The organism is Peribacillus sp. NJ11 (assembly GCF_030348405.1).
GTDB lineage: Bacteria > Bacillota > Bacilli > Bacillales > DSM-1321 > Peribacillus.
On sequence record NZ_JAUCFO010000001.1, the window covers coordinates 5216825 to 5235808 of the forward strand.

Consider the following 18984-nt stretch of genomic DNA (forward strand, 5'->3'; position numbering starts at 1 on the left):
TGCTTCCCGGTTGAACTCCTTTATTGAATTTACTATAAAGTTTTTCCGCACAACGATGTAAAAAGTTTCTTTTTTATAGAACAATAAGTACAATTATGAATGTAGAAAATGGAAAAGGAGTTTTGAAATGATGAGTGATTTTCAATCGAATTTAGAAAAATATGCAGAACTTGCCGTTAAAGTCGGCGTTAATATCCAACAAGATCAAACCCTGGTCGTTAATACTACATTAGAGGGCGCTGACCTTGTCCGTCTCATTGTAAAGAAAGCATATGAGAACGGTGCGCGTAATGTCATCGTTAATTGGAATGACGATATCATTTCACGTACCAAATATGAACTGGCTCCGGATGAGGTGTTCCACGAATATCCAAAGTGGCGTGCAGAAGAAACGATCGAACTTGCGGAAAACGGAGCTGCCTATCTATCCGTCATCTCCTCAAGCCCTGACTTATTGAAAGGTGTAAAACCTGAAAGGATAGCCAACTTCCAAAAGGCATCCGGAACTGCACTGAAGAAGTGGCGTCAGTATATGCAATCCGATAAAGTAAGCTGGTCCATAGTCGCCGTCCCTTCAAAGGCTTGGGCTGATAAGGTATTCCCTGAAGAGGCAGAAGGAAAACGCGTTGATATGCTATGGGAAGCCATTTTCAAGGCAGTTCGTGTTGATGTTAAGGATCCTGTAGAGGCCTGGAAAAAACACGATGATACCCTGCATGAAAAGGTTGATTATTTAAATGATAAGCATTACCAAAAATTGCATTATACGGCTCCTGGAACCGACTTGACAATCGAGTTGCCTGACAAGCACCTTTGGGTCGGAGCAGGAAGCGTTAACGTACAGGGTCATGAATTCATGGCTAACATGCCAACCGAAGAAGTATTTACGGTTCCATTGAAAACAGGTGTTAACGGTACGGTTTCCAGTACGAAACCCCTTAGTTATGGCGGCAACATCATTAATAATTTTTCAGTGACCTTTAAGGAAGGACGAATCATTGAAGTAAAAGCTGAAGAAGGGGAAGAAATTCTAAAACAATTGGTGGAAACGGATGAAGGTTCACACTATCTTGGTGAAGTTGCACTTGTTCCATTCAACTCACCGATTTCCCAATCGAATGTTTTATTCTTCAATACATTATTCGATGAAAACGCGTCAAACCATCTCGCAATCGGCAGCTCTTATGCTTTCTGTATTGAAGGCGGAAAAAACATGAGTCCAGAAGAGCTTGCAGAAAATGGATTGAATGAAAGCCTTACACATGTCGATTTCATGATTGGATCCGAGAAAATGAACATCGATGGCATCAAACAGGACGGCACTTCAGAACCTGTCTTCCGTAATGGGGATTGGGCTTTTTAATTAAAGCTTTGATATAGAGGGGTTTTGAAGGTCTAAAACCTTGAGTGGTCACAAAAATGGTCACATTTCTTTAATTTTAAACAAATTATCTAGCTCATCAGCCACGTGTTTCTGCATTCTAGGAAGCACGTGGCTATACTTGTCTAGCGTAAATTTGAAAGGATGTATGTCCAACCCTCTCCAAAAAAATGACCTTTACATTCACATTTTGTTTGATTAGCATCGTGACATGTGTATGTCTTAAATCATGAAAACGGATTGAAGGTAATCCTAGCTTTATTGCGAAAGTGTCTGCGACACCTGTATTCCTGTTAGTAACTCAGCTGCATCCAGCCCAGGGAGAAGAGAACTATTTGGTCATTTCAGCTTCATGAAAGGCACAGAGTTTGCTATCTTCAAATCTTCTTTCAGGTCGATCAAAAAAAGTCCCTCCAAATAATAAATTTCCAGCGACAACCTTGCTCTGAATATATACCTTTAAAATACATGCTTCGTTCATATATTTTTCACCCATTTTACTTGTAGTTCATTGAGGAAATTCATTGGCAGATTCAAAAATGTAAACAGTAGGATTCCTTCGAGGTGGTTGAGGTGGAGTAAGTGAGTGAAACTAGAAAGTAAAATTCCTTACCCAAAATGAGCTAATCAGTTTGGGTAATTTTTTCAACCGCTGTAAGGATTTCATTACGTGCTCGGTTTCGATGTGATTGCATTAAAACACCTGCAGCATTACTGTCTTTAGCCTTCATACATGCAATAATTGCTTTATGTTCCACTATGGAGTGAAAAGGAAAAGGCCTGTGATTAATCGTAAATAATCGCGCTCTATATAATTGATCTGAGTGGCTATCTATTACCGCCCTAAGACGTTTATTATTTGCGTAGTCAATAATTGATTGATGAAATTGATCATCTAGAATTGCCCATTTTTTTAAATTCTTTTGCTCAAGTGCTTCTTCCTGCTGCTTAATCAATGATTCCAGTTGATTTATCTCTCCCTCTCCCACCTTTACAGTAGCAAGGCTTACGGCAAGTCCATCAAGTTTTTCAACTATTTCATAAATTTGTTTAAGATCCTCTTTTTCGATGGGCTCAACTATGAATCCTCGTCTCGGTATAAGGCGAACCATGCCTTCCGTCTCCAAACGCACGAGAGCTTCCCTTACAGGAGTACGGCTCATTTGTAATGCTTCAGCCATCTCCCGCTCAAGTATCGTTTTCCCGGGAGGAAGGACTAAATCACGGATAGCTAGTCGGACAATGTGATATGCCCTCAGTGGTAAACGATATTCATCGAAACCTTCGAGATTATCAATAAAAAACAAAACATCTTTCTCCAAACTTGTTTCGTTTAGAGAAAAAAAATTTTCATTATCATTTTTAGTATTATTTTTCTTCATCATTATCACCTAATCCATTCTTCATTTATATAGTCATTATTTTAGTAATAAATCCTATACCTAACATGTACCATTTTACGCATCTATAAAGAAAAAAGGTATACCATTTTAGTTTGCAAACCAAATAGAACAATTACTTGCTTAAAATTATTTCGAATGATAAAAATCCTCTTACAAAAGAAAAAAAGACTGGGGTGTTTTTTGGAACCCCCCCAGCCCTCTATTTCATATTTCTGCTTTAACTTTGGACAGATTTTCTATAATGGCATCCGTTATTTCGTCTGTATTATACGTTCCACCAAGGTCACGAGTAAGAATTCCCTGACGTGTCGTTTCTGCAATTGCTTTATTGATGAGTACTGCTTCTTCTTTTAGCCCTAAATGATCTAACATTAGTGCAGCGCTTCCAATTGCTCCAATTGGATTGGAGATTCCTTGGCCAGCAATATCAGGTGCCGATCCATGAACGGATTCGAACATACTTGGTGTACGCCCTTCGGGATTGATGTTTGCGCTAGCAGCTAATCCCAAGCTTCCTGCAAGAGCACTACCTAAATCAGAAAGAATGTCTGCGAATAAATTAGAAGCGACTACAACTTCTAGTTCTTCAGGTTTCAATACAAATTGTGCGGCAGCTGCATCAACAAGCCATTGATCCGTCTCTACATCCGGATAATCTTTACTTACGCGAGCAAATACTTCATCCCAAAGTACCATTCCATACTGCTGCGCGTTACTTTTCGTGATGCTTGTTACTTTCTTCTTTTTACGTGTCCGTGCAAGATCAAAGGCATAACGGATAATACGTTCGCAGCCGTGATCTGTAAATAAAGCGGATTGCACAGCTACTTCTTTTCCAGGTCCACGTCCGGAGAAATTGCGACCGCCGATACCTGAATATTCCCCCTCAGAGTTTTCTCGAATCAATACCCAGTTTAGAGAATCAACATCCGGGTGATTAAGTCTTCTTGGGACACCAGGAAGAAATTCGATAGGGCGAATATTGGCCCATTGATCAAACCCCTGACAGATCGCTAAGCGCAAGCCCCATAAGCTAACATGGTCTGGCACTCCAGGAAATCCAACAGCTCCAAAATAAATTGCATCATAATCTCTTAGTTTTTCTACTCCGTCTTCATCCATCATTTTCCCGTTTTCTAAATAGTATTCACAGCCCCAAGGGAAGAAATCGCTTTCAAATTCGAACTTACCGTTAGAATCTTTCGCTAAATGATTAATTACTCGAAGACCAGCCTCAACCACTTCCGTACCAATTCCATCACCTGGAATAACTGCTAAACGAATTTTTTTTGTTTCACTCATTAAAATATCCTCCTCCACTAATCCTGCCTCTTCAAGCGGTTTAGTTTAATGTGAATCTTATAGTCATTATGTTAGATAACGTATACGTTATTGTCAATGGTTTTTTATTAAATTCGAATGTTCTTTTAGTTTTTTCTATACACACACAAGGAAAAATTAGATGATAGCCGGATTTAACCTAAATTCCTTTTATCAAAGAACGTTCCCCTTTGTCCAAACCACCTCATATTTTTAGATAAAACAAAGTATTCAGAAATTTATTGACACTAATGTATACATTAATGTACAATCCAATAAGGTTAACATACTTTTTTCATTTTTCACCATCATAGGAAAAAGAAGGGGGAATTTTTGAATGCGCTTTCAGACATGGAGTTTTAAACTTCATAGTTTCTAATAACGTCTTGGCTTTTTTCCAGATCACCACTTATCGAAGCGATAATTTTGTATGCGTTTCCAGTCATAGGGTAATTAAAAAGTAGGATTCTAAAAGTTCTACTTAGGTTGTAAATGATACTACCAATTAATGTTATAAGGAGGCGTATAAAGTAAAGTTACTAAAAAATTTAACAGTCCAAGAAAGTTGAGTATGCAATTTTTAGTGAACGAAAAGAAAAGCTTATGAAGAAATCAGTAAACAAGCTAGTTTCATCAAGTAAATGAATAAGAGCCTAGAACCTCATTAAAAGTTGGTCCTTCTGATGAGGTTCCGAATGAAAGATTAATATATTCATAGCTTAACAATGTAGTAATACACTTAACTATTTAAAGTTTCAAATAATTTTATTTCATAATTTTTACGGGAGGTGGTTTGTATGCTAACATTCCTAGCATTATTAATGATCATTGTATTCATTGTACTTCTCTCAAAAAATAAATTATCTGTATTCGGGGCATTAACAATTGTTCCATTTGCTTTTGGAGCAATTGCTACCTTTGTAACGGGCGCTTCCTTTTTGGATCTCTTTGAATGGATTAAAGAAGGTATTTTATTTAGTGTTAATGAAGAAACAGGAAAGGTATCCATTGGGGTTATTTCACCTGCAATTGTTATCTTATTTGCGGTGTTGTATTTTGGTGTAATGCTTAATGTCGGTTTGTTTGACCCTTTATGCGAATTCTTTATTAAAAAGGCTAAAGGTGACCCACTGAAAGTTACTATGGCAACAGTTTTAACTGCGACAGTAGTCACTATGAACGGTGATACTACTACAACTATTATTATCTGTGTTGCTGCTTTCCTTCAACTTTATAAACAAATGAATATTAAGCTAATTTATTTAGCTGTAATTATCGTTACCCCAATTGGAATTTTTAATCAGTTACCATGGGGAGGTCCAACAATTGCTGCGAGCACAGCAATGGGTGTAAGTATTAGCGAATTGTTCGCAAATTTATTGCCAGGAATGCTAGTTGCTGAAGTATATGCAATTTTCATGGCTTATTTTATTGGAATAAAAGAACGAAAGCGCTTAAACTTTGATCCTAAAACTGCTAAAGATATTTCTCCTGATCAAATGGAAAGCATGTTAAACGCTATTCGTCTAAAAGACCCTGAATTAAAGAGACCCAAACTCTATGCTTTTAATTTGATTTTAACCCTCGTTATTTTAGTTATGCTTGTGTTGGATGTTGCACATGGCGGTGTTTTATTTGGTATAGGTGCAGCAATTGCCCTTACGGTAAACTATAAGTCTGCAAAACTTGTTAATGAACGAATGGATGACTTAGCAGCAGATGCTTTAGCACCAGCTTTGGCAACTTTGGCTGCTGGGGTTTTCTCTGGCGTTTTAACAGGTAGTGGGATGTCAACTGCTTTAGCAACATCCATTACAGCTATTATCCCAGAATCATTAGGCTCACATATGGCACCAATCTACGCGTTAATTGCAGCACCTGCAATTACATTTTTACCGCAAGATGCTTTCTACTTTGGGATTGCCGGGGTTATGTCAGATGTTATGGGGCAATATGGAATTTCTGCTAGCGAAGCGGCTGTAGCTTCCATGGTGGGACAGGCATTCCGTCTAATTTCCCCAGTTATCCCAGCTCTATATATGTTAGTTAGTTCTACGGAGACGAACTTTGTGAATTTTCAAAAAACATATGTGATTTATGCTTGGCCAATTATATTTATATACCTGGCTGTTTATATATTAACTGGGTCATTACCAATTTTCTAAAGGATAAAAGCTATATCATGAAGTTCAACTATCAATTCTTTTGATTATTCTAAGTCAGAATAATATATAGAAATTTCCTATCAATTGAAAAAGGTATATGAAAGTATTGTCAATTATTACTTCTTTATTTAAAAGAAAAAAATATAGAGATTGAAGCTAAATCAACTGAAACAGATGGTTCTTTTTGAGGGAACAGTCTGCAGAGCCAGGTAGAATTCAATTGTAAGGGTTAGACAACTGCATTGTGACTGTTTCTTCTTTGAGTGTCATTACTCTTTGTTTATCAAACAAGCCTCATCGAATATTTTTACCATCGATGAGGCACAAAGTAATATAAATTTCGTTCAATTGAAAGAATATCTTGTATTATCTTAATTGGCTTGTTGTCATCATTATCCCCTGAAATTAGTTTTATTTCATCACTAGGACTAATCGCCGCACCCACAACCCCGATGATACTTTTAGCTGATAGTGATTTTTTAAAAAAAATAATCATGATTTCACCGTTGAAGGACGTTGCTAATTCCACAAACTAAGCTGCGATTCTTACCTGAATCCCTTTCTTGAGACAAACAACAATCTTTTTTTCTAACATTATTAACTCCTTCCCTTTTCATGAATAATTTTTGTATCCACAATATCTGCTAAAATCCAATGTTTATTCAAGTTTTTATAATAAACATAAAAATATTTATTTCTAAGTTGCATATTTTTTACGATTATAGCCGCTTCCCTTCGACTAACGGCAAAAGTATCTATGAGCTTTCCATAACGGCGACATCTAAGAGCACCTATAATGCCACTTCTCTTATCAACAACGCTGCAGGCATCAGCCCATTCGTTATCATACTTTGATACCTCTCTTGACACTTGAACAATAAGATCAGCTAAAGAAACAGTCTAAGTAGGAACATGTAAAGCGGTTCCCGGGAAGAATGATGGATCAAATTCACACAAACAGAATGTTCTGATATTTCAGAATAACTCCCCCCCTTTCAGTAAATCGTTCATTGTCTACTATTTTTACTTCACTGCGCTTTTGATCTAAATACTGAAGAAGCTGTGCACGGTACTCCTGACTTTTTTCCCGATTCAACATCGCAAAAAAAACAGCAAAGCATTCATTTAATGATCATCCTCTCGCCAATGTTTACCTGTTACGTTTTCACGCCTGTTCGAACGGCTTGAAGTAGCCGGAATAATTGATTTGTCGTTGATCGTAAATTGCTGAACGTTACTTTTGGATCCATCGCTTCTTCCAGTGTCATTGGCGTATTCACAATAGAAAAATAGGAAGTGACACCAAGTTTGTTTAATGCTGCTGTCTCTTCAGTAATTCCACCTGCGAGCGCAAGGACGGGAATCCCATGCTTTTGGGCAAGCTGTGCTACTCCAAGGGGTGCCTTTCCCATAGATGTTTGTCCGTCTAACTTCCCCTCACCTGTAATGACAAAATCGATACCTTGCATACTCTTTTCCATTTCAATAATCTCCAACACTAGTTCGATTCCAGACTGGAGATGGGCATGTAAGAAACCTGAAAAAGCAGCGCCTAATCCCCCGGCAGCTCCGGCCCCCTCAATCTGGTTGATGTCTATACCCAGCTTATCAAGGACGAATTCTGCAAAGTGTTTAAGCCCTTTATCTAGTTGTCCCACCATTTCAGGCGTTGCTCCTTTTTGAGGCCCAAAAATGCACGCAGCGCCATCCGGCCCGTAAAGAGGGTTTTTTACATCACAAGCAACCCTGAATGTGCACTCTTTCAATTTTGTATTCACATGGCCCAGATCCATTTTCCAAATATCTGTGAGCGCTTGACCGTCTACTCCTACTTTCTCATTGTTCATGTTATAGAAACGAAAGCCCAATGCTTGCAGCATGCCAATCCCTGCATCGTTTGTAGCGCTTCCACCAAGCCCAATGACAAACTCACGACATCCTTTTTCTATGGCATCAGAAATGAGTTCCCCAACGCCATATGTTGTTGTAAAGAATGGATTACGTTGGTTGTAAGGAACAAGAGGTAAACCACAAGCTGCAGCTACTTCAATAACAGCTGTCTTCTCATCACCCAAAATTCCATAGATTGCCTCTACTTTTTCTTTTAAAGGCCCTATTACTTCTTTTTTGACTAGTTTCCCATTGGTTGCCTGTACCAAGGTCTCCACTGTTCCTTCTCCACCATCCGCTAAAGGAAGTGTTACGATCTGCGCTTCAGGATAGATATCTCTTATACCTAAAGAAATAGCTTCGCTGCCTTTAATAGAAGAAATACTTCCTTTAAATGAATCAATGGCAATTAAAACTTTCATCATTAGCACCTCCGTCATCTACATTGATTATAGGTGAGTATTTAGGTAAAGGTAATAGTCTAGGTAACAAAGAATTATTAATAATTTTGTTTTAGAAAACAAAAAACCTCAAACTAAAGAGTTTGAAGTAAAAGAGCAAGATACAGTTTAACAGAATCATGGTAATCCCTTGGGTTTGCCGCTGTTTTTTGAGCGATTTTATCAAGACGATACTGCAAGGTATTTTTATGGATAAATAATTCTTCAGCTGTCTTCTTCAGCGAAAGGTTATTATTGTAATAAGTATGTAAGAGATTTATTTCCGCTTCTGAAAGTTCACCGATGAGTTTCGATGCATAGTCTTTTCTTATATGGAAATCAATGTTTTCCATAATCATTTCTAAATCCAGCTTTGCATATTCGCATACCGTTACTTTTTTTGAAAGAGCATATTTTAAGGCAAGTTTTGCATGCGTATAGGACTTTGCGAGTTCCTCTAAATAACCGATACTGCCTATCCCGATCGAATAGCTTACATTCATAGAGCGGAAATATGAATTGAAGATTTGTAATATTGATTTATACTGTGATGCGTTAATAATTAAGGCGTATTGGTTTGGAAATAAGTAAGTAAAAAGTTTAATTCCCTGTTCTAATAATATCCCATTCATTTTAACAGGAAGTGATGAGGCATTATTCAAACCTGGCAAATGAATAATAGCGACAAACGCTCTCTCTTCTAACTCATATTGGAGCTGCTGCAAGTGTTCATTCATGAATGTATCCTCTTTTTCATTTTCAAAAATGAGCATGCGAACAATAGATGAGCGCAATTCGTCTAAAGAATGAATGACGTTTTTTATCATTTGTTCCTTTATCAATACTTCTGTAATTTTGGTCAGTAAAAACCCCAAGGACTTACATTCTTCCGGATCTCCGGATATCCCGATAACACCCAGCATTATTTGATCGATCATTACCGGATAATTAATGCCTTTTCTTGCACCCTTAAACGCCTCATTCGCAGTAACTTCTACAACACTTCCTTTTTTCTGCACTTGAAGGGCGGCAGCATGAAAAGAGCCGACTCGATCTGGGTCTGTACTGGCCACAACTTTCCCATCTAAATGTATAAAGTTTATATCTTTTCCAATGACTTCTTTTGCTGCATCCACGATCATTTGAGCTAAAGAAGGACTAATCTGAAAATTTTCTTTCATCCTTATCTATTCCTTTTATAATGGATTGGACTGTTTCTTTTTCATTTTATCACCAGAAGATGGAGAATTGCTCAAATGTATATATTTTGTTTTACAGTATTTTATTACCTCCTTTTTCAAATCCCCTCGCCGTTGAACCAGCATGCTTTTATAACTGGCTTTTATAGTTGACTCTCCGCTTATGATTACCTGTGAGATAATAATAAGCCCCTATTGCTTTGAAAGCCTTCTGTAGCTATAAATAATGAGTTGGCATCTATGGGTGCACTCCAAGAAGTTGTTGAGTCTCAGATCCTCCAGAAGTTGATTTACGATGTTTCACTTGCCTTTATAATCGGTGTCTCAAAGCCAAAGGCATCCTTGTCCCACCATCAGGTCCTTTTTTACTGACTTTTACATTGTAACCAAAGCCTGAAGTAAACCTGATACTAGTTCTTGCATTTCCAATGATCTAGTTTATCATAATGTGAAGAATACACTGTTCAGAGTAAAAGACACATGACCTCAAAGAACGAATCTACGCTAATAGGAACCTTTTCAGTATCAATATATCCACCCATACAGTTAAGGGAAGTTACATAATATATCCTTGGAATATCTTGGACACATTTTTTATTACCAAATATGTTATACTATTAGTAAAGAGGGTGCATAAATTGAAAAGCAATAAGTATAATACTGGCGAAACAGTAACTATTCAGGATACTAATGAATCAGTAACCATTAATAAATGGGCATATGTAAAAAACATGAAAAGATATTCTTATACTGTAAAAGAACATCCAACTACTTTTTTCTTCGAAGAAGAATTAAAAAAATCTTAATAACACGTCCCTAAAACCCTACTCAGCTCAGAGTGGGATTTTTTTTTACTTACTTTCTTTAGCACAATAAAAAACAGACTCCCATCGAGGGAGTCTGTTCATATAGGTTACGATTTAATTTTAAAATTAAGCTTTTTGAACGTTAGCAGCTTGAGCTCCACGAGCACCTTGCTCAACGTCGAAAGTTACTTTTTGACCTTCGTCTAAAGACTTGAAGCCTTCGCTTTGGATAGCTGAGAAATGTACGAATACGTCGTCTCCATTTTCACGTTCGATAAATCCAAAACCTTTTTCTGCATTAAACCATTTAACTGTACCTTGTTCCATTTTTGTTGCCTCCTAGTGCATAACACACATTGTATTACTATTTTCAATCATTTGGAAAATAACTAGTACCTTCTTCCACAATCAAAAACAATTCTTTATTAGATTAACACGAAATGATTAAGATAGCAAATTATCTCGTGATATTTATTTGACAGGGCACATTCTTTTTCCGCTTCCCTATATCCTTTATTTTCTTTATTTATCCAATTGAATGATTCAGTTATAGATTAAGGGGTATATCAGAGTATAAGAAACCGTACCATTTTCACTTATAGAATTAACAACGAGGGGGGTCAACCAATGAAATATTACAAAGTTTCTAATAGCGGTATTGACAGTAAGGTTATTGTAGCCTATAGCGGATATGAGGCACTTGGATTTTATTTAATGGAAATCGATGATCAACTTGGTTTTGTTGATGATATAGATGTGGAAGAAGTGAATGCCGATGAACGAGTCGAGATTTCCTATACCGGTTATCCCGTTTATAAGACACTTAAAGAGTTATATCAAGAGAAAGATTTTTGGGAAGTTCCTAATGTTGTCGTGGAAGTCGAATAATGAAAGTACCCTCCCCCATCTTTAGGAGAATTCGAATTCACCTCCCAATCAACTCTGTCAGATAGTATTTGGTAATAGCCAGATATTCACGGGAATATGATTTCAACAATGCCACTTTTGGCGTTTTTGCCGGTATTCCCTTCATGTCCAAGCCTTCTTTTTTGGCTATTTCAACGGCTCGGTAGATATGAAAATCATTACTGACAATCAATCCGGAGGCTGATGGATCAGGAATGAGTTCTTTCGAGAAAACAATATTTTCATGAGTTGTTGTAGATTTGTCTTCCATCATGATACGCACTTCTTCAATTCCCTGCTCGATTAGCCCTTGTTGCATTGCTTTTGCTTCCGAAATATCTTCTCCAGGTCCTTTGCCGCCAGATACAATGACCAGAGTATGTTTATTCGCCATTAAATATTCTGCAGCTTTATCAATCCGGTATTGTAATGATAATGATGGAACCGAACCTTTGACCCTTGCCCCAAGAATTATTAGGTAATCGGCATTTTCCGGAATTGGCTGATGAATGCTTTCTTGTATTTTCATGTGTAAAAAACCGAAATAACCCAATAACACAATAAAACCAATAACACCAACTTTCATCGCTCTTTTTAAAGTTTTCCCCCGTTTCATTTTCCTTTCATTATCTAACATTCTTTCTCATCCCCCCTTATAACTAATATGGAAGAGCGGGAAATCATGAATGACTTCCCGCTCTTCTTCTTATAATAGTGATAACCCTGTTGACCATTCCAAAAATATTGAATCGGACAATTTAATCTGCGACCATATCATCATAAATCACCTTTCCAATTTTACTGATTACTTGGCGGCTTTCTTCCTCTGAATTCATATCCTCAGTAAGAACTGCAGCATAAACAGTTTGTGTTTCTGACCGAATGATTGCACAATCATGGGCAACTCCCCGAATTCCGCCCGTTTTGCTTGCGACCTTAACCCCTCTGCCCATCAATGATGGAAGTTTATCCCTTAATTGCTGATTGTCAAATACTCGCAATATTCTTTCCTGGCTTTCTTTCGTTAAAAAGTCGCCTGTATGTATAGCTTTTAAGCAGGTAATCGTATCTTCCGCCGAGATGGTATTGTCCCGACCTTCTTTTAATGCCTTAAAATCCTGCATTTTTCGTTCAAGGACGGTATTTTTCAAACCAAGTTCCTTGATGCATTGATTTATTTCCTCAAAGCCCAACAGTTTCATCATCATATTCGTGGAAGTATTGTCAGAAACAGTTATCATCAGTGTCAATAAATCCTCTACAGTTAAAAATACCTTATTCGATAAAACATGCAGGACTCCTGATCCCCCAGTCACTTCATTAGGGGGGATGGTAACTGGTTGATTCAAATAGATTATCTTTTGTTCGCTTTGACGATAACCTTCGATGATCATTGGTATTTTGATCAAACTCGCTGATTGAAAAGGTTCATCCTCGTGATATCCAATCGTATCCCCTAGCTCATTTTCAATTTTATAGGCAATTTTCCCATTAAATGATTCAACTAATTCCAAGATATCATGTTCTATAGTTTGTAAGGTCATCTATTCCCTGTTCCTCCTTAAGATTTCATTAGTCCCTATAAAAACTCCCATATACCCTAACTTATTCTACCATGTTAAAAGCAGTACAATCTTCTTGAAAATTCCAAATCGAATAAATTTGTATATTAAAACGAAATAAAAGAGCCTTCGTATCGAAGGCTCACTTAAAAACTGATATTCATCTAGTCTTAACAGCCCGGCCCTTCACTAATGGGAATCGTTTCTTCTCAGTTGTATCCACCTGTGTGATTTCTCCATCATGGACGGTTATTATGACGGATCCATATTGAAGTTCTTCCAAGCTTGAAATGATATGCCTTATTTTCAATTCTTCTTTCTTTTCCATATTATCTCCCCTTCAATACTGGTAATAAAGCTTCGTTTCATACCTAATGTTAAAAAGAGATCGTACGAAAATCTACACGTACTCTTCCCACTTTCAATGTTTTCTTGAGGAACTTGGTTACCTATCATATCCTCATCTCTTAACCCTTCCGATTAAGAATAACCCGTTCATAGGAACTCCATATTCCCCTCCCTTCACTATAATAAATAAAAGGCACCCGTCATCTAACAGATTAGATGTAAGGGCGCCTTTAGTTGACTAATCGGCAATATTCAGGAGTTGCAAATGTTATGGAAAAATCCAGTATACGATTTGAAGCAATAAACCGCATTATCCTTACCTATTAACTCGGTTTTTTCTAATATAATCCAATTTAATCCTTTTGTCAATCACGCATTTAAATTTTCTGATTAGTCTGTGTTTTACATTTTACTTATTTACCACTTTACCAAACTAAACTATTTAAGATATACTATTTTAGTATAAGTTGTCGGTATATAACACACACTTTGTATTTAAGAAAGGTTCGATTATATATGGTAAATAAAAAATGGGGTTTATTGATTTTGACCACATTCGTAATTGGAAATATGGTCGGCGGCGGAATTTTCATGCTCCCTGCTCAATTAGCACAAGTATCCAGTCCATTAGGGGCAACATTGGCATGGATGGTTACTGGACTGGGAGTATTTTTAATAGCTCTGGTGTTTGGTAACCTGGCAGTCCGGAAACCGGAATTGAAGGCCGGACCTCAAAGTTATGCCCAATCATTATTTAAATCCCGGGCTAAAGGAAGGGTTTCAGGATATAGCATGGCTTGGGGTTATTGGGCTGCAAATTGGGCGGCGACAGCTTCTGTCATCATTTCATTTGCTGGTTACCTATCAACGTTTTTCCCGGTGATGCATAGTACGAAAGTGATTTATACTGCGGGTTCGTTTCATCTCGAAATTGGTAAAGCACTAACCTTTGCAGTCTGTTCCATTGCCCTTTGGGGAATTCAGGCAATCTTGGTAAGAAGCTTCAACAGTGCTGGGAAACTGAATCTTTTTGCTACGGTAACAAAAGTGCTTGGATTCTTATTTTTCATCATTATCACGATATTCATTTTCGATTCCTCAAATCTGGGGAACGGTGCTGAATTTTACGATAAGACAGGTTCAGCCATCTCTTTAGGTGATCAAGTGAATGCTGCTGCAATTTCAACATTATGGGCATTCATCGGTATTGAAGCTGCCGTCATGCTTTCAAACCGTGCCAAGTCACAAAATGATGTTAAGAAAGCCACGATTCTAGGTTTACTTATCGCTGTTGCCATTTATATCGGCATTACCTTATTGACGATGGGTGCCATATCTCAAGACGATTTGAAAATATCACAAAAACCACTTGTTGACGCACTACAAGCTGTAGTCGGTTCAAGCGGTACGTATTTAATGGCCGCACTTGCCGTCATTTCCTTATTGGGTTCTACAATCGGATGGATTGTCGTTGCATCTGAAGTTCCTTACCAGGCAGCGAAATCAGATCTGTTCCCGTCCTATTTTGCAAAAGCAAACAAAAATGGCACGCCTGTCCGTTCTATGACAATAACAAATATCATGACACAGATATTCTTATTCTCCACTATTTCGGGAACGATTTTGGAAGCTTATAAATTCTCAATGATCGTCGCTACACTCGCATACTTGATTCCTTACCTTGCATCAGTTCTGTATCAATTGAAATTAGTCATGACTGGGGAAACCTATGACATCATGAAAGGTTCGAGGGTTCGTGATGGCATTATCACCATCCTGGCGTTAATCTACTCGATTTGGGTCATCAAGACAGGTACAGCTGATATGAATACATTCATACTTGGCATTGCCTTATATGTAGTTGGAATCGTTCTATACCCGCTCTGGATGAAAAAGAAAGCATAATCTTAAACACCTTGGCATTCAAAAGTGCCAAGGTGTTTTTTTATATCTCTTTCATTACCAGTCTAGTTTTCAGCTGAACCGTTTCCCCTGAGCTTAACTCCCTCAATCCTGTCAATTCCTCCGATAAATCCAGATTAGGGGCATTCGTTACCCATGTGTATGGTTCCGGACAGACGAACCCCTCCTGATTGAACAATACCCAAAACTTAAAACATTGATCGCCATGATAAATGACTTGTATGCCAGCCTCATGGTCAGTGAGAATACACTCGTTTTCCAGAGAACTTTCCTCATCATAGCCAAATAGATCATCAAACAGCCGGCCTTCCAAGCTAAATCCGTTTTGGATTTCCAATGTATTGTCCGTTTCATGAATTTCGCCAGTAGGCAATGACCTTTCATTCAACTCCCATTGTTTATTGACGGGAAGTGATATTCTGCAATCTTCCAACTTACTCCCTGGCCCAAATGGAAAATTGAATACAGTATGATAACCTGCTCCCCACGGAAAGGATTCGATGCCCTTGTTGGTGATTTCCAATTTTATATCCAATGTTTCACCGCTTAAAGACAAAGACATTTTCACTGTAATATCTTGCGGAAAGCTGCCTTTTAGATAAGCAAAATCACTGCTTGAAAACTCAGTATTAATGACGATTTCATTCCCGTTCACTTCTTTTTTGCAGACTTGCCACGGTTTGTCATGCAAAAAACCATGAATATGATTGGATTTTTCCATTTCATTGATAGGAAACTTATACGTAGTCTCCTTATATGTAAATTGGCCATCTTCAATTCGATTGGGAGGGAACAAGATTGGCATCCCGTATAAAATGGGGACCTTTTTAAATTCTTCCAAACTATCTGGAGTTCGCAGCACCTCAATATCCTTTCGCTTGTACTTCAACGAAAGTAGATTGCTTCCTAAAGATGGTGCAAGTATCGCTTCCACTTTTTCATTGCCGAACTTTATGGCCTTTTCATTTAAAAAAGTGATATCCTCTATATAACCGGTCACTTACTCTCCTCCTTTTGCTTGAACATATATCCATCCTACTTCCAACAACCATTTTTTGCAACAAATGGAATGAAAATACACCAAAAAGAAACATCGGTATTTCTTAACCATGTTGCCAGTAATTAAGATTTTGCCTAGTTTGCTTTAATACCTATCTATTATCTTAGATTCTTTCTTTTGCACCGATCTACTACCCCTAAACTCGACTTTTAATAGAGTCGTTTTCATTGCATGTATATAGTTTTTACGAATATCTTAAAAAATAAAAAAAGGACGCCTTTACGGCATCCTTTTTTACTTATCGATTACTTTCACTTACTAAAGCCACTATTCCCTCTTCATCATCCAAAACAAGTTCAATACCCGAATATGGATCTTTATTCAAATATTCATCCAGCCATAAGCGAAGTGCTTCTATCAAGTTGATGGTGATTAACACTTGTTTCCGGCCATCGACAAACGTTTCAGCCGAAAAGCCATAATCATCATCATACATTAACTCCACTTCTACCTCATTAGGTTGTACCTGCTTTTTACGGGCAATGTAAACACAAACCGCATTGATGATATCTTGTTCGGAAATCTTTAGCCTCTCCATGGGTTTGGATCCTCTTTCTTCTTCTTATCTTTGAAATATGTGAATATTTTACGGATTACAACGATTAATGCAACAACCGCTAACACGTTGATTAATAGTCCAAGTATAGAACCAAGGGCTCCCATATTGGCGAATAGGCTACCAAAAAGTAATCCTGCCAGTCCGCCTAGCATAATCCCTTTCATTAAGCCGCCTTTATTAAATGTGTTTCCAGTTTTTGCTTTATTAGTAGTAGTGGCATCGGATTTCTTCGTTTCTTTATTTTGGAAATTCGAATTATTATTGTTGTTGCTGTTAAAGCTTCTTTTTCCAGACTTGTAACCCCTTGCATCGACTGACTCCGAATGATCCTGGAATACATAAGTGCCGACTGGAGAGAATGCTAGTGTAATTGTAAGTAATGCAGCCATAAATTTTTTCATCATGTTTTTTTGCCTCCGTTTAATAGTATGGAATGTTGTTTCATTATAACTTTTCCCAGATTAACTGAAAGTCCACATCACCTATCCTTGTTTTATCTTATAGTATTTACGTTGAATATCAAAATAAGTTTCACTTTTTTCGATATTTTTTCAAAAAAAATAAGCAGGGGCATTTACCCCTGCTTATTAAGGAACCATTAATTTACACGAACGACACGGCCGTTGTATACAGATGCCCAATATCCACTTTCCATATTGGCAATTGCAACACCTGTTGAACTTTGGGAACCGATAAATTTGCCGCCGCCGACATAAATTCCGACATGCCCATCAGTTTTATAGGTATTGAAAAATACTAAATCTCCAGGTTGTTTTTGACTATCAGATACTTGACGTCCTGCATTTTTCAATGCATCCGTACTGGCTGGAAGGTTCACACCAGCTTGTTTATAAGCCCATGCAACGAACCCTGAACAATCGAATAAACCGTTAGCGATATCGGATGCCGTTCTTCCGCCACCAAATTTATATGTGGAGTTACCGATATATTTATAACCTGCTGTAATTGCAGAGCCTGTATTTGCACTGCTTGGCTTGCTTGATGCTTCAGTTTTACTGGCTGCAGGTTTATCAGCAGAACTGTTTTTAGTTGAATTTGAAGATGAAGATGATTCACCTTTAGACGAACCTGACGCCGACGCTTCGCCTTTAGAAGAACTTGGCGATTCTTCACTAGAAGAATTTGAAGAATTCACTTTTTCAGCAGCACGGTCAAGATCAGCTTTCTCAGATGCTTTACGTTCTTCCTCTTTTTTGATATTTTCACGAATGGATGCTATTTGTGCTTCTAAACCTGCATCTTTATTCTCTAAAGATTGTTTAAGGGCCTCTGTTTCCGCTTCTTTCTTTTCAATCTTTGCCTTCATATTGACAGTTTCTGCTTTTTGATCTTCAATTTGAGATTGCATACCTTTAAGTTCTACTTCCATATCCTTTAGGTTTTGCAATTTTTTCTCTACGGTTGCTTGTTTTTTTTCTAAGTCAGCTTTATCCGCTTCCTGCTCGCTAAGAATCTGTTGGTCCGCTTCCACAATTGTAGCTACCGCTCCAACACGATTAACGAATTCACCAAAGCTTTTAGAACCTAAAACAACTTCAAGGTACTCAACGTCCCCGCCGCTCTCTTGGAATGAAAGGGCGCGCTCTTTCAAGACTTCCTCGCGTTTTGCGATTCTTTCTTCCAACGCTTTAATTTCTTTCTTTAAAGAAACTATATCTTTTTCCGTGTCTTTAATTTCTTGTTTAGTATCTTTGATTTTTTCGTCATTTTCTCTCATTGCCGTTTCAATCTGGGCAATTTGGGAATTCATTTTCGACTGTTCTTTTTTTAGTTCCTGAATAACTTGTTCCGCCTCTGAAATATCCGATTGTATTCCTGTGCGTTGCGATTGAATATCCGAGATATTTTCTTCAGCTTTCACTGATGGTATGGCAAAAGCGCTTCCCAATCCTAGCATAATTGTCGTGTTCAATACGATAAGTTTTTTCTTCAAACTCATTTCCCCTGCTTTCCTCCCCGTGCATTTCCATCGACCCACTTCTTTTTCTCTATGAAAAATGA

General features: G+C 37.7%; 19 protein-coding genes and 1 pseudogene. 5 read left to right on the plus strand and 15 right to left on the minus strand.

Going from position 1 to position 18984, the window contains the following annotated elements:
- The first annotated feature begins 130 nt into the window (after positions 1-130).
- Positions 131-1363: an aminopeptidase gene (locus tag QUF86_RS25500; protein WP_289336050.1), complete on the plus strand. Its 1233-nt coding sequence runs from the start codon at positions 131-133 to the stop codon at positions 1361-1363.
- A 60-nt stretch (positions 1364-1423) separates the two neighbouring features.
- Here the strand turns inward: QUF86_RS25500 and QUF86_RS25505 are convergent.
- From QUF86_RS25505 to QUF86_RS25520, 4 genes and pseudogenes are all read right to left on the minus strand, one after another.
- Positions 1424-1640: pseudogene (locus QUF86_RS25505) on the minus strand (tyrosine-type recombinase/integrase); the annotation flags it as partial.
- Between the two features lie 72 nt (positions 1641-1712).
- Positions 1713-1862, minus strand: a complete 150-nt coding sequence (locus tag QUF86_RS25510; protein WP_289336051.1) for a hypothetical protein — start codon at positions 1860-1862, stop codon at positions 1713-1715.
- 142 nt (positions 1863-2004) lie between these two features.
- Positions 2005-2763: a GntR family transcriptional regulator gene (locus QUF86_RS25515; protein WP_289336052.1), complete on the minus strand. Its 759-nt coding sequence runs from the start codon at positions 2761-2763 to the stop codon at positions 2005-2007.
- Between the two features lie 225 nt (positions 2764-2988).
- A complete protein-coding gene (locus tag QUF86_RS25520; RefSeq protein ID WP_289317387.1) occupies positions 2989-4086 on the minus strand; it encodes a tartrate dehydrogenase in 1098 nt (365 codons plus the stop codon).
- A gap of 815 nt (positions 4087-4901) precedes the next feature.
- Here QUF86_RS25520 and QUF86_RS25525 point away from each other — a divergent pair.
- The gene (locus QUF86_RS25525; protein WP_289336053.1) at positions 4902-6269 is read left to right on the plus strand and encodes a citrate:proton symporter; all 1368 of its coding nucleotides are present in this window, start codon (positions 4902-4904) and stop codon (positions 6267-6269) included.
- A 307-nt stretch (positions 6270-6576) separates the two neighbouring features.
- Here the strand turns inward: QUF86_RS25525 and QUF86_RS25530 are convergent, their stop codons facing one another.
- The 3 genes from QUF86_RS25530 to QUF86_RS25540 form a co-directional block, all read right to left on the minus strand.
- Positions 6577-6798 carry an HPr family phosphocarrier protein gene (locus QUF86_RS25530; RefSeq protein ID WP_289336054.1) on the minus strand — a complete coding sequence of 74 codons (222 nt, stop codon included), beginning with the start codon at positions 6796-6798 and terminating at the stop codon, positions 6577-6579.
- Between the two features lie 628 nt (positions 6799-7426).
- Positions 7427-8581 carry a glycerate kinase gene (locus tag QUF86_RS25535; RefSeq protein WP_289336055.1) on the minus strand — a complete coding sequence of 385 codons (1155 nt, stop codon included), beginning with the start codon at positions 8579-8581 and terminating at the stop codon, positions 7427-7429.
- 113 nt (positions 8582-8694) lie between these two features.
- Positions 8695-9780, minus strand: a complete 1086-nt coding sequence (locus QUF86_RS25540) for a CdaR family transcriptional regulator (protein WP_289336056.1) — start codon at positions 9778-9780, stop codon at positions 8695-8697.
- 656 nt (positions 9781-10436) lie between these two features.
- Here QUF86_RS25540 and QUF86_RS25545 point away from each other — a divergent pair.
- On the plus strand, positions 10437-10604 hold the full coding sequence (locus QUF86_RS25545; RefSeq protein ID WP_289317393.1) for a hypothetical protein: 168 nt from the start codon (positions 10437-10439) through the stop codon (positions 10602-10604).
- A gap of 126 nt (positions 10605-10730) precedes the next feature.
- Here QUF86_RS25545 and cspC read toward each other — a convergent pair whose 3' ends face one another.
- Positions 10731-10931, minus strand: a complete 201-nt coding sequence (cspC, locus tag QUF86_RS25550; RefSeq protein WP_010331195.1) for a cold shock protein CspC — start codon at positions 10929-10931, stop codon at positions 10731-10733.
- Positions 10932-11231: 300 nt separating this feature from the next.
- Between cspC and QUF86_RS25555 the strand changes: the two genes are divergently transcribed.
- Positions 11232-11492 carry a hypothetical protein gene (locus tag QUF86_RS25555; RefSeq protein WP_289336057.1) on the plus strand — a complete coding sequence of 87 codons (261 nt, stop codon included), beginning with the start codon at positions 11232-11234 and terminating at the stop codon, positions 11490-11492.
- 37 nt (positions 11493-11529) lie between these two features.
- Here the strand turns inward: QUF86_RS25555 and QUF86_RS25560 are convergent, their stop codons facing one another.
- From QUF86_RS25560 to QUF86_RS25570, 3 genes are all read right to left on the minus strand, one after another.
- Entirely contained in the window at positions 11530-12147 is a 618-nt protein-coding gene (locus QUF86_RS25560) for a YdcF family protein (RefSeq protein ID WP_289336058.1), read from the minus strand.
- Positions 12148-12268: 121 nt separating this feature from the next.
- Positions 12269-13054, minus strand: coding sequence for a serine hydrolase (locus tag QUF86_RS25565; protein ID WP_289336059.1), 786 nt, complete (start codon positions 13052-13054; stop codon positions 12269-12271).
- Positions 13055-13232: 178 nt separating this feature from the next.
- Positions 13233-13400, minus strand: coding sequence for a YezD family protein (locus QUF86_RS25570; RefSeq protein WP_289317397.1), 168 nt, complete (start codon positions 13398-13400; stop codon positions 13233-13235).
- 536 nt (positions 13401-13936) lie between these two features.
- Here QUF86_RS25570 and QUF86_RS25575 point away from each other — a divergent pair.
- A complete protein-coding gene (locus QUF86_RS25575) occupies positions 13937-15325 on the plus strand; it encodes an amino acid permease (RefSeq protein WP_289317398.1) in 1389 nt (462 codons plus the stop codon).
- A 40-nt stretch (positions 15326-15365) separates the two neighbouring features.
- On the opposite strand, the gene QUF86_RS25580 is transcribed toward QUF86_RS25575, so the two are convergent.
- The 4 genes from QUF86_RS25580 to QUF86_RS25595 all read right to left on the minus strand — a co-directional run bounded on the left by QUF86_RS25580 (position 15366) and on the right by QUF86_RS25595 (position 18922).
- A complete protein-coding gene (locus QUF86_RS25580) occupies positions 15366-16343 on the minus strand; it encodes an aldose 1-epimerase (protein WP_289336060.1) in 978 nt (325 codons plus the stop codon).
- Positions 16344-16641: 298 nt separating this feature from the next.
- Positions 16642-16941, minus strand: a complete 300-nt coding sequence (locus QUF86_RS25585; RefSeq protein WP_289317400.1) for a YxcD family protein — start codon at positions 16939-16941, stop codon at positions 16642-16644.
- Positions 16929-17363 carry a hypothetical protein gene (locus tag QUF86_RS25590; protein ID WP_289318449.1) on the minus strand — a complete coding sequence of 145 codons (435 nt, stop codon included), beginning with the start codon at positions 17361-17363 and terminating at the stop codon, positions 16929-16931. Before QUF86_RS25590 ends, QUF86_RS25585 begins: the two co-directional genes overlap by 13 nt.
- A 197-nt stretch (positions 17364-17560) precedes the next feature.
- Entirely contained in the window at positions 17561-18922 is a 1362-nt protein-coding gene (locus QUF86_RS25595) for a C40 family peptidase (protein WP_289336061.1), read from the minus strand.
- Positions 18923-18984: the final 62 nt, after the last annotated feature.

Coding starts and splice junctions, on each gene's coding strand:
- QUF86_RS25500 (WP_289336050.1), top strand. CDS start 131: ATGAGTGATTTTCAATCGAATTTAGAAAAATATGCAGAACTTGCCGTT.
- QUF86_RS25510 (WP_289336051.1), bottom strand. CDS start 1,862: ATGAACGAAGCATGTATTTTAAAGGTATATATTCAGAGCAAGGTTGTC.
- QUF86_RS25515 (WP_289336052.1), bottom strand. CDS start 2,763: ATGAAGAAAAATAATACTAAAAATGATAATGAAAATTTTTTTTCTCTA.
- QUF86_RS25520 (WP_289317387.1), bottom strand. CDS start 4,086: ATGAGTGAAACAAAAAAAATTCGTTTAGCAGTTATTCCAGGTGATGGA.
- QUF86_RS25525 (WP_289336053.1), top strand. CDS start 4,902: ATGCTAACATTCCTAGCATTATTAATGATCATTGTATTCATTGTACTT.
- QUF86_RS25535 (WP_289336055.1), bottom strand. CDS start 8,581: ATGAAAGTTTTAATTGCCATTGATTCATTTAAAGGAAGTATTTCTTCT.
- QUF86_RS25540 (WP_289336056.1), bottom strand. CDS start 9,780: ATGAAAGAAAATTTTCAGATTAGTCCTTCTTTAGCTCAAATGATCGTG.
- cspC (WP_010331195.1), bottom strand. CDS start 10,931: ATGGAACAAGGTACAGTTAAATGGTTTAATGCAGAAAAAGGTTTTGGA.
- QUF86_RS25555 (WP_289336057.1), top strand. CDS start 11,232: ATGAAATATTACAAAGTTTCTAATAGCGGTATTGACAGTAAGGTTATT.
- QUF86_RS25560 (WP_289336058.1), bottom strand. CDS start 12,147: ATGTTAGATAATGAAAGGAAAATGAAACGGGGGAAAACTTTAAAAAGA.
- QUF86_RS25565 (WP_289336059.1), bottom strand. CDS start 13,054: ATGACCTTACAAACTATAGAACATGATATCTTGGAATTAGTTGAATCA.
- QUF86_RS25570 (WP_289317397.1), bottom strand. CDS start 13,400: ATGGAAAAGAAAGAAGAATTGAAAATAAGGCATATCATTTCAAGCTTG.
- QUF86_RS25575 (WP_289317398.1), top strand. CDS start 13,937: ATGGTAAATAAAAAATGGGGTTTATTGATTTTGACCACATTCGTAATT.
- QUF86_RS25585 (WP_289317400.1), bottom strand. CDS start 16,941: ATGGAGAGGCTAAAGATTTCCGAACAAGATATCATCAATGCGGTTTGT.
- QUF86_RS25590 (WP_289318449.1), bottom strand. CDS start 17,363: ATGAAAAAATTTATGGCTGCATTACTTACAATTACACTAGCATTCTCT.
- QUF86_RS25595 (WP_289336061.1), bottom strand. CDS start 18,922: ATGAGTTTGAAGAAAAAACTTATCGTATTGAACACGACAATTATGCTA.